The sequence below is a fragment of the Candidatus Buchananbacteria bacterium CG10_big_fil_rev_8_21_14_0_10_42_9 genome (genome assembly GCA_002773845.1).
Taxonomy (GTDB): domain Bacteria; phylum Patescibacteriota; class Patescibacteriia; order Buchananbacterales; family 21-14-0-10-42-9; genus 21-14-0-10-42-9.
Genome location: PEZZ01000005.1, coordinates 1 through 6296, shown reverse-complemented (window position 1 = coordinate 6296; position 6296 = coordinate 1). Strand labels below are relative to the sequence as shown.

Genomic DNA, 6296 nt, shown 5'->3' with positions numbered 1-6296 from the left:
TCTTTGGTTGATTTGGGCATAGTTTTTGACATATGCCCCCAGAGTAGCAAAAAGTGCAATATGTGTGTGCACATTACCTGGGGTCCTTGACAATAGGTGGTTTTTTTGTTTTTCAAATTACTAGATTGCCACGCTTACGCTCGCAATGACATCAAAGGAATTTTTCTGGGAGTTCGAGAAAGTAGCCAAGCACCATGAATAAAATTCCCATAATTGCAAGTGCCTTTTCGTGCTTCATCGTTTCTAGCACCAAATCATCAATCTTTTTCATTTTGGAAATTTTAACATGAATGGCATAAGCCGTATAAGCTACAATCAGCTTACCGATTGTGCTTAAGGTAAAGCCCAGAACGGTTAAAATGTTAAGTGTGTTTTCTAGCATGTGTGTTTTTTAATTCTTCCCTAGCTACGCGCCGGTCGTCCCACGGAATTTTTTTATTGCCAGCAAGCACCAATGCTTGCTCAGCCCCTTTGCCAGTTATTAATACTATATCATTTTTTTGTGCCAAAGTCAGCGCTTTGTTAATTGCTTGGCGCCTGTCTTCAATTAAAAATAAATTTTCATTCTCTTTTTTACCTCTTTCTTTTACACCCTCAGCAATGCGATTAATTATAGTTTGCGGGTCATCGTCGTAAGGGTCATCGTTAGTAATCACGCAAACATCAGCAAACCCTCCGGACATTTTCCCCATTACTGGTTGCCTCGCCTTGTCACGTCCGCCGCCGGTTGCCCCAAACACATGAATTACTTTACCTTTTGGCTTCATTTCTTTAATTACTGAAAACAATTGTTCGAACGCTCGCGGGTCATAAGCGTAATCAACAATAATTTGAAAATTTTGGCCTTCATCTATAAATTCTAATCTGCCCGGAATAGTTTTAATTTGCTCCAAAGCTTTTTTGCAGGTGGCTAAATCAATGTTTTGGCTTTGGGCGGCGGCGATAGCAGCTAAGGCATTATAAACATTAAAAACACCTAGCAACTTAAGGCTGAAATTTATACCTTCAACGTTAAACGAGGAACCATTTAAACCTAATTTTAAATTGGTCGCTATAACTTGTTCAACTTCTGTGCCTAGCGAGCTGCGATTGTCGATTTGAAAACTATATTTTTGTAAAACCTTGAAATTGATAAATTCACTCGCGTGGGCATCATCGCCATTGACGACAATTGTATTTTTAGCGCGGGCAAATAATTTTAATTTAGCTGCTTTATAATTGTCGAAGTTGCCGTGAGATTCAATATGTTCGGGCGTTAAATTGGTAAAAACTGCAATGTCGTATTTTATACCGACATGACGATATTGGGCTATGCCTTCGGATGAGGTTTCAATTACCGCGTACTGGCATTTAGCTTTAACCATGTCTTTGAGTAATTTTTGCAGCGCAAACCGCCCGACCATAGTCATCTTTTTGTCATTTAGCCAAGTCTTTTGCCCGACCTTGAACTCCACAGTAGAAGTAGAGCCGACTTTAAACCCAGCGGTTTCTAAAATTTTAGTAATGAGTTTAACTGAAGTGCTTTTGCCTTTAGTCCCGGTAATGCCAACCACAATCATTTTATTGGATGGAAAGCCGTAAAAAATGCTTGCCAGTAACGCCAAGGTAAGATGATAAAGATTAAGGATTGGTTTAGGCAAAATTTTTTTAATTGCCTGTTTGATTGTCCAAAGTATGTTCATCATTATTCCCCGAGTTTGTCGAGAGGTTATTCATTAATTTCCTCTCCCTGGAGGGAGAGGATGAAGGTGAGGGGGATTTAGATTTGTTACCTCACCCTAACCCTCTCCTTCCAGGAGAGGGAACCATATTTCACATTCTTTTAGTTACTGTTGGCCTAAAATTTTAAGCGCCGCTTTAACCTTATCTTGGCTCGCATTGGTATCAGTAGCGACTTGGGCCAGCGCTTGCCTAGCTTGGTGCGGCGTATAGCCAAGAGTAATTAAAGCTTCTAGCGCTTCCAAATCAGTGCCCGCACCTTTGGTTGATTTAGAGTGTGGAATAGCGGAAATTTTACCTTGAAGTTCTAGCACAATTTTTTCCGCTACGGCCTTGGATAACCCGGCGCCTTTAATTAGTATTTCTGGCTCTTCGTTTACGACAGCTTGTTCGATGTCTGTCATCGATGCTTGCTCTAAGACGGTTAGCGCCTTTTTTGGTCCAATGCCAGATATGCTGATTAAAAGTTTATACAGTTCAACTTCGGCATAACTAAAAAAGCCGTATAAATCAGAACTTGTTTCAGCAATATGGTGATGAGTAAAAATTTCAGTTGGTTCGCCTAAAGTTAAATTTTGAACCACATCAGGAATTGTCCAGATGTGATAGCCCACGCTGTTAACGTCCAAGATAAAAAAATTATCTTTTTTGGTTGGCGGGTGAATGTATTTAACTTGGCCGGATAAATAGCTAATCATACCTACATACTTTATCACGGAATAATACCCGCGTTAAGCTATAAGTACATTGACAAATTAGATTTTTCGTGTTATATTTTTTAGTCTATTTGGGGGCATTAGGAGGCCCCATAAATATGGCATTGACTGAAAATTGTCCCGATTGCGGGAAGATGGTTCGTTCGGGCGCGGTGTGCCAAAGCCAAAAGTGCCAGGCTCGCCGCATTCTGAAAAGCTGTGAGGTGCGTCCCGGCGTGCACAGCATCGTGCGGGCTGGAGTGGTCTTACGGGTGAAGGCACCGCATTCGACCCGCGGCCGCAACAAGGCCCTCGCTCTGATGAACCGAAAGGCCATCAAGGCTGGGCATGGTGGTGTGGCTCGTACGCACCGCAACCCCGGGAGCGAGTTTCGTCTCCTGGACCCGAAGCCTGTTCGGCCGCCGCGTCAGCAGTGTTCGAAGCAGGTATGCAGCAAGCAGGCGAGCGGTACCGCCTTTCTCGAGCGGACCGGAATGCTGCACCCGGAGATGATTCGGACGTAACCGCAACGCAAGATGTGCCCGCCCCGCGCGCCCCCGGACTTCGGTCCGTGGGCGCGTTTTCATTTTTAAAAACCATTGACAATACCCTTTAAATAAGTTACAAAGGTTGGTGGGCTTATTGAAGCTATCAAGCACCCTGAGCACCCCGAGTCACATCGGGAAGGAGTAAGAGTATGCAGTGCCATGAATGCGGGGCTAACCTGTTAGATTCGGTCCATGAAAAAAGTTGCCCAATGAAAGCATTAATCGCCGTGCTGGAGCAGCACGGATTGCGTGACTTCCTTGCCGGCGCTGATCATGGAGTTGAGTCCGCGGTCCGGTTCGCCAACCGTTTGACCCACCGGGTCAGGCTGGACAGCAGCAATCCCGCTCATCGTGAAGGCGTGAAGCTGGCCATTCAGGCGGCGGCCGGCCGCATGGGCGGCCGCATTGAGGTTTTCAATGGCACGATCGTGCTAACGAAGCCTCTTCGCCCGGACGAAAAGCCGAAAACCATCGGTGAGCTGCTCGCGCCTACTTAACACTCCGCGTCTCGCGCGCGGACTACTACACGCCCACCCGGTTTTCGAACTAGGTGGGCGCTGTTCTTTTTTGACTATTTTTTTAAAAAGGTGTAATTTACTATGTTCACGCAGGGTTGATGTCATTTCGGCGTCAGGCGTGAACAACGGACTCAAAGACGGGGAGGGACATTTATGGTCCATATCAATCGACGGGCGCCGCTGACGCCAGACAAGAATGGAAACTTGCACTGTTCGGGGTGCGGGACTTACATGCCGGCTAGCGGCATCGGAAATCACAACAACGATTGTTCTTGGGTGGCCGGGCTTGAAGAAGCTCGGCGAGCCCAGCCCTATCCGAGGGGAGCGTGCCCGGGCTGTCCGATGTTCATCGCAGATATTGAGATGAGCAGAGGCGTTCATCTCGCCGGATGCTTCATCGGTGAAATCGTCGAAGATTTCGGCGAGCGTGATTTGCTTAGCCTCTTCCATGTAAGTAAGGGAGGGTTTGGCCAAACTATTTTTCGTGCGTGCATCAGCTCACTTGTGCGGGACGTTTCACTTCTGCACGAGCTTGATTCATGCTCTCATCGGGACTGGAAGTGTGTACTCTTCGTGCTTCACACGATCTCGGTGAAGTATGGGTACGAGTTTAAAAAAGACCGGAAAAAAGCCGTGCTGATCATCCCGGCCGGTAAACTCGAGGAGGCGGTCGATCTTTGCACGACGCCGGTATAAACCTGCCACGTCTAACGTGGCTAACCTGCACGCCCACCCGGTTTTCGAACTAGGTGGGCGCTGTTCTTTTTAAAGAAAAAAAGTAACTTCCCTCTCCTTGGAGGAGAGGGCTAGGGTGAGGTTAGGAATTATTTTCAATTAACCAACCCTCACCTTCAACCCGTCAGACGGGTTTCATCCTCTCCCTTTGAAAGGGGGAGAGGAATTATTTGGTTAGAGAGATTTTGCTAAATCAACTAAGAGATGTACGCCGTAACCGGTCGCACCATTACTTTTTGGCGTCCATGCGGTCCCCGCAATATCTAAATGCGCCCATTTATAGCCGTCCACAAATTCTTGTAAAAACGCGGCGGCGGTAATTGTCCCGCCGCCAGGCGAATTGGATATATTTTGGACATCCGCTACTTTAGATTTAATTTGTTCAGTGTATTCAGGCATCAAAGGCAATTGCCACGCTTCTTCGTTTGTCGCTTTACTAGATTTTATCACTTTGCTTATCAACGTTTGGTCATTGCCCATTACCCCGGCTACATGATGGCCAAGTGCCACCACGCAAGCGCCGGTCAACGTCGCTAAATCAACCACGTATTTAGGATTCATTTTTTTTGCGTAACTTAACGCATCAGCTAAAATTACCCGGCCTTCAGCGTCGGTATTTAAAACCTCAATTGTTTTACCAGACATGGTTTTGACTACATCGCCGGGCTTATAGGAAGTGCCCGACGGCACGTTTTCTACTGACGGGATTAAGCTTACGACGTTGACTTTTAACTTTAGCTCGGCAATCGCTTTGATCGCCGCTAATACCGCCGCGCCGCCGGACATATCAAATTTCATCTCGTCCATTTTCTGGCTGGGCTTAATAGAAATCCCGCCGGAGTCAAAGGTTACGGTTTTTCCGACCAACACTAAATTTTCTTTTTTCTTAGGATTGCCGCGGTATTGCACCACTATAAATTGCGGATCGTGCTGGGAGCCCGCCCCAACACCTAAAATTCCGCCCATGTGCAATTTTTTCATTTCAGCAACCGAGAAATTCTTAACCGTAAGTTTCGGAGTTTTGGCGGCAATTTCTTTGGCTACTTTAACAAAATGCGGCGGCGTGACTTCGTTGGCTGGAGTATTGCCTAAATCGCGGGCTAAATTGATTGCCGAAACTACCACGAGTAATTCATCGCTAATTTTTTGTGCCCGTTTAGCTTTGGCTGCCGGTAGCCCTGCTATTACCACTGTTTCAATTCTATGTGCTTTGTCTTTTTTATCAGATTTATATTTATCAAATTTATGTTCAGTTAAACCTATAGCTTTGACTAAGAAGCTGATAACTTCATCTAATTTAATTTTACCTGGGATATCAAAATCTAAGTTTACTTTGACAGCATCAAACTTATTTTTTTGAGCGTATTCAGTAACAGCACTTAAAGCGCCCATCCACGCTTTTGGGCTAAAGCCTTTCTTTTTTCCCAAGCCAACCAAAAGCGTGCGCGCACCTGCCAAGCGCACCGGATATTGTTCACCGCTTTCTCCTTTAAAATCTTTATCTTTAATTATGTCAGTTAATACGCCATTGGCTTGTTTGTCTAAGGCTTTTAAGTAAGCTGGCAGTTTACCGTTATTTTCAAAGCTAAACCAAACGTTGACGTCAGCTTTGAGAGGATTAGATTTTGATTCGTAGTTTACTTTCATAATATTTTTGTTAGTACCCTCTCCCGCAGGGAGAGGGGGATTATTTAAACCTTTTTAATTCTCATTGTCATTCCGGCCTCTGAGCCAGAATCTCTATCTAATATGGATCCTGAATCAAGTTCAGGACGACATAATGGTTAAACTTTTTTAATTCCTAATTTAATTTTATTCTCACCAATTACAACTTCAGTCATCGGTTCGATTTTTTCTGCTTTAATATCTGTGGCTAAAGTAGTGGATTTTAATTTATCGGCAAAGGCATCAAAAACCGCTGCCTCACCTTGATAATATATAACAATAGAATCTTTCGGAGTCAAACCGTTTTGTTTACGCAAGCTATTGATATGACGAACTAAATCCCGAAATTGACCTTCTAATTTTAATTCATCTGTTAAGGCAGTATCTAGTTTTGCCTCTCCAAATTTCAGTTCTTT

Annotated in this window: 7 protein-coding genes; 2 read left to right on the top strand and 5 right to left on the bottom strand. The window is 44.8% G+C overall.

Annotated features, from left to right (window positions below; genetic code table 11):
* Window positions 1–151: 151 nt before the first annotated feature.
* From COT81_00905 to ruvA, 3 genes are all read right to left on the bottom strand, one after another.
* Window positions 152–382, bottom strand: coding sequence for a hypothetical protein (locus COT81_00905; GenBank protein PIS05481.1), 231 nt, complete (start codon window positions 380–382; stop codon window positions 152–154).
* A complete protein-coding gene (locus COT81_00900; protein ID PIS05480.1) occupies window positions 363–1685 on the bottom strand; it encodes a UDP-N-acetylmuramoyl-L-alanyl-D-glutamate--2,6-diaminopimelate ligase in 1323 nt (440 codons plus the stop codon). Before COT81_00900 ends, COT81_00905 begins: the two co-directional genes overlap by 20 nt.
* Window positions 1686–1826: 141 nt before the next feature.
* Entirely contained in the window at window positions 1827–2417 is a 591-nt protein-coding gene (ruvA, locus tag COT81_00895; GenBank protein ID PIS05479.1) for a Holliday junction branch migration protein RuvA, read from the bottom strand.
* A gap of 694 nt (window positions 2418–3111) precedes the next feature.
* Here ruvA and COT81_00890 point away from each other — a divergent pair.
* Window positions 3112–3459 carry a hypothetical protein gene (locus COT81_00890; protein PIS05478.1) on the top strand — a complete coding sequence of 116 codons (348 nt, stop codon included), beginning with the start codon at window positions 3112–3114 and terminating at the stop codon, window positions 3457–3459.
* A gap of 252 nt (window positions 3460–3711) precedes the next feature.
* On the top strand, window positions 3712–4176 hold the full coding sequence (locus COT81_00885; protein PIS05477.1) for a hypothetical protein: 465 nt from the start codon (window positions 3712–3714) through the stop codon (window positions 4174–4176).
* A 213-nt stretch (window positions 4177–4389) separates the two neighbouring features.
* Here the strand turns inward: COT81_00885 and COT81_00880 are convergent, their stop codons facing one another.
* Complete coding sequence (locus COT81_00880; protein ID PIS05476.1) at window positions 4390–5862, bottom strand: leucyl aminopeptidase; 1473 nt, start codon at window positions 5860–5862, stop codon at window positions 4390–4392.
* A gap of 137 nt (window positions 5863–5999) precedes the next feature.
* Window positions 6000–6296, bottom strand: a 297-nt coding sequence (locus COT81_00875; protein PIS05475.1) for a hypothetical protein, incomplete at its 5' end; no start/stop codon positions are given.